The 3,329-nt window shown below is 61.6% G+C and carries 4 protein-coding genes; 3 read left to right on the top strand and 1 reads right to left on the bottom strand.

The window, feature by feature from the left end; translation table 11 throughout:
- The first annotated feature begins 166 nt into the window (after positions 1-166).
- On the top strand, positions 167-658 hold the full coding sequence (locus ABW043_RS13520) for a YqhG/Tai3 family protein (protein WP_353921729.1): 492 nt from the start codon (positions 167-169) through the stop codon (positions 656-658).
- Between the two features lie 206 nt (positions 659-864).
- Here the strand turns inward: ABW043_RS13520 and ABW043_RS13515 are convergent, their stop codons facing one another.
- Positions 865-2,682, bottom strand: coding sequence for an aminopeptidase P family protein (locus tag ABW043_RS13515; RefSeq protein WP_353921728.1), 1,818 nt, complete (start codon positions 2,680-2,682; stop codon positions 865-867).
- A gap of 111 nt (positions 2,683-2,793) precedes the next feature.
- Between ABW043_RS13515 and ABW043_RS13510 the strand changes: the two genes are divergently transcribed.
- Positions 2,794-2,928, top strand: coding sequence for a hypothetical protein (locus ABW043_RS13510; RefSeq protein ID WP_353921727.1), 135 nt, complete (start codon positions 2,794-2,796; stop codon positions 2,926-2,928).
- Positions 2,929-3,047: 119 nt separating this feature from the next.
- The gene (locus ABW043_RS13505) at positions 3,048-3,179 is read left to right on the top strand and encodes a hypothetical protein (protein ID WP_280114011.1); all 132 of its coding nucleotides are present in this window, start codon (positions 3,048-3,050) and stop codon (positions 3,177-3,179) included.
- The last annotated feature ends 150 nt before the right edge of the window (positions 3,180-3,329 follow it).

Genomic DNA, 3,329 nt, shown 5'->3' with positions numbered 1-3,329 from the left:
GGACACTTCACTTGGGTCCAATAAGTACAGCGCCCTCGGGGCAAGCCCGAGGGTGACGACCTGCGACTGCGACGCCGCTCCCCTTCCTATCCAAGAATTAATCCCACAGCCGCAATTCGGCCCTGCCTCACCGCAATCGTGCGCTCGAACTTGATACGAGGGCACGATGAAATCAGCGATTCTCGCTATGGTCCTGCTGGCAATGCCGCTGGCCCCGGCCTTGGCGGCAGAGACCTATTCCGATCCCAAGGCGCTGGTGCAGGCCATTTATGATGGCTACCGGCCCGGCGCGCCGCATGGCGACCCCACGGAGCACTATTCTGCCCGGCTCAAGGGCATTGCCCAACTGGCCGAGGAAAACTCCCATTTCACCAAGACTGCGGGCTCCGAGCTCGACCCGGTCGCCGACCCGACCTTCAATCCCTTTCTGCCCGACGCCAGTGCCTTGCTCTTCGATCTCAACATCGGCGAGCCCGCGCGCCTCGATGGCCGCGCCGTGGTGACTGTCACCTACCACAATTTCGACCAGCCCCGTGTGCTGGCCATTTCGCTAGTGGAAGAAGAGGGCACCTGGAAAGTCGACGACGTCGCCTCGATGGGCAGCGATGTCCCGTGGCTACTCAGTTGGGCCTTGGCGGCCGATCCCTACGCGATGTAAGGGGCCCCCCCTCACGGCGAAGCTGCGACGCGAATTACTTCACTCGTGGCGGAAACCGTGTCCCCCCACCGTCGTCACCACCGGGCTTGTCCCGGTGGTCCATGGGATCCTGCAGCAAAGGATGGATTGCCGGGACAAGCCCGGCAATGACGACGAATGGAGATGAGTGGGATCTGCTACCGGCCGGCCGGCGCGATGAAGCTATGCTAAATCGCCGCCGTCGCAGCCTCCAGCCAGGCCTTCACATCGCCCGAAACCTTCGGGCCAATCTCCGAACGCACCTTGGCGTGGAAATCGTTCAGCCAACCACGCTCTGCCTCGGTAAGCAGCCCATTGTCGATCAACCTGACATCGATCGGCGCCAGCGTCAGCGTTTCAAACTCGAAGTATCCCGGAAAGCCCTCGGCTTCCCTGACCACCACTAGGTTCTCGATGCGGATGCCATATTCGCCGGCCTTGTAGAAACCCGGCTCATTGGAAATCACATTGCCAACCTCAAGCGGCAGCGGATAGCGCGGCGCAATGCCAATCGGGCCCTCATGCACCCCAAGATAGGCGCCGACGCCGTGGCCCGTGCCGTGGCTGTAGGTAACGCCATCCGCCCAGAGGAATTGTCGCGCCAGCACGTCGATCTGCGCGCCGCTGGTGCCCTTGGGGAAGCGCGCCATGGAAATGGCGATCATGCCCTTGAGCACGCGGGTATAGCGATCCTTCTGCTCTGCCGTCGCCTCGCCGGTCGCCAGCGTCCGGGTGATATCGGTCGTGCCGGAGAGATACTGCGCGCCGCTATCGACCAGCATGATCTCGCCGGCATTGAGCTTCCGGTCGGTCTTGGTCGAAACGCGATAGTGGACGATGGCCCCATTCGGCCCGGCGCCGGAAATCGTATCAAAGCTGGCGTCAACGCAGCTTTCCTCCTCGCGGCGGAAGGCTTCCAGCGCGGTGACGATACCAATTTCGGTCAATTCGCCCTTGGGCGCTTCGCTGTCGAACCAGGTCAGGAACTTTGCCAGCGCCACGCCATCGAGCCGGTGCGCTTCGCGCATCCCGGCCAGTTCCGCCTCGTTCTTCCGCGATTTGGGCAGCAGCACCGGATCGCGCTTTTCGATCAGTTTTGCGCCGGCTCCGGTCAGCGTCTCGGCAATGGCAATCGGCGCGCTGGCCGGATCGACCAGCACCGACTTGCCGTTCTTGCCCAGTTTTTCGAGCGCCTTGGTCAACTTCTTCGCCGCTTCGATCTTGGCAATGCCATCGAGCGCGGTTTCCAGCTCTGGCGTCACCTTGGCCGGGTCGAGGAACAACGTCGGCTTGCCCTTTTGCGGCACCACAGCAAAGCCGAGCACGAAGGGCGTATTCGGCACGTCGCGGCCACGAATGTTGAATAGCCAGCAAATGGATTCGGGCAGGGTGAAAACCACGGCATCGGCGCCGTCATCGCCCAACGTCTTCTGCAATTGCGCGATCTTGTCCTCGGCGGTCTGCCCGGCGCGGTTGTGGCCGAGAATCTCGATGGCGCCAGCCGGCGGGGCCGGGCGATCGCTCCAGACGCTGTCGATGAGATTGTCGTGGGCCACGACCTTGGCATGGCCCTTGAGCTTCTCGGTCAGGTCGCGCACTTCGCCCGGCGTATGCAGCCAGGGATCATAGGCAACGACCGCGTCCTTCTTCACATAAGGCTTTGCATCGATGGCAAGGCTTGTCACTTCATGCACATCCACCAGCGCGGTGTCCGTCTGCGCGGGCGCCTGCAGCGTATAGCGGCTGTCGATGAAGAGATGCGCTTCCTTGAGGCCAACCAGCGCCAGCCCGGCCGATCCGGTGAAACCGGTCACATAAGCTAGCCGCGCTTCGCTCGCGGGAACAGATTCGCCACGATGCGCATCGGCGCGCGGCACGAGGAAATAATCGACACCGGCCGCCTTCATCGCTTTACGGAGCGCAGCAAGGCGCGGGGCCACCTGGGCGGGGTCGGACTTTTCCTCAAAGCTCTGGAATTTTGCGGGAGGGAAGGGGGCGTTGGTCATCAGTATCATCCCGGTGCCGGACTGCGTGGCCGTCATGGCTGGCTTGTGGTTGTGGCGCTGGTTAAAGCGCTTGGCGAACCTATCTTATTGTTCGGAACCAGGAGACGAAAAATGAGCAAAGAGAGTAATTTCTTCAAGCGTGCACTCAATGCCCTCGTCGAGGGTCGCACCCGCCAGGCCGAGCGTTACGTCGCCCAGTACGAGCGCGATCACACGCCGTCTGAAGCGAAAGTGAACAAGCGTTAACCGGGCCCTGCGCAATTGGCATGGCAGGTCTGTGGTTAGGCCTCTAACGCAAGCCTGACGAATTAGCTAAAAGACAACCAGACGCTAGGCAACAGACCCAGCGTCGCATGGAGTAAGAGATGACTGAGAGCAAGAATGGTTTCCGCAACGCACTGGGTGGTCTGATTGACGCTCGTGGTCGCGAAGCATCTCGCCAGGTCAGCTACCGCATGCAGCACCAGCTGATCGGCGCCGTAACCAAGCGCCCGTAAACGGCAGCTAGCTACCTGATGACGATCTTTCGATCCCCGAAGCCTGCTTCGGGGATTTTGCTTTTTGGGGACCGCAAACCCATAACGAAAGGGGCGCTTGCGCGCCCCTCGATGCTACCAGTCTGCTAACGAACTCAGCGCTTTTCCAGC

It is taken from the genome of Devosia sp. (genome assembly GCF_040509215.1).
GTDB lineage: Bacteria > Pseudomonadota > Alphaproteobacteria > Rhizobiales > Devosiaceae > Devosia.
Note: the sequence above shows the minus strand (reverse complement) of the source record. Positions and strands in the feature narration are given on the sequence as shown.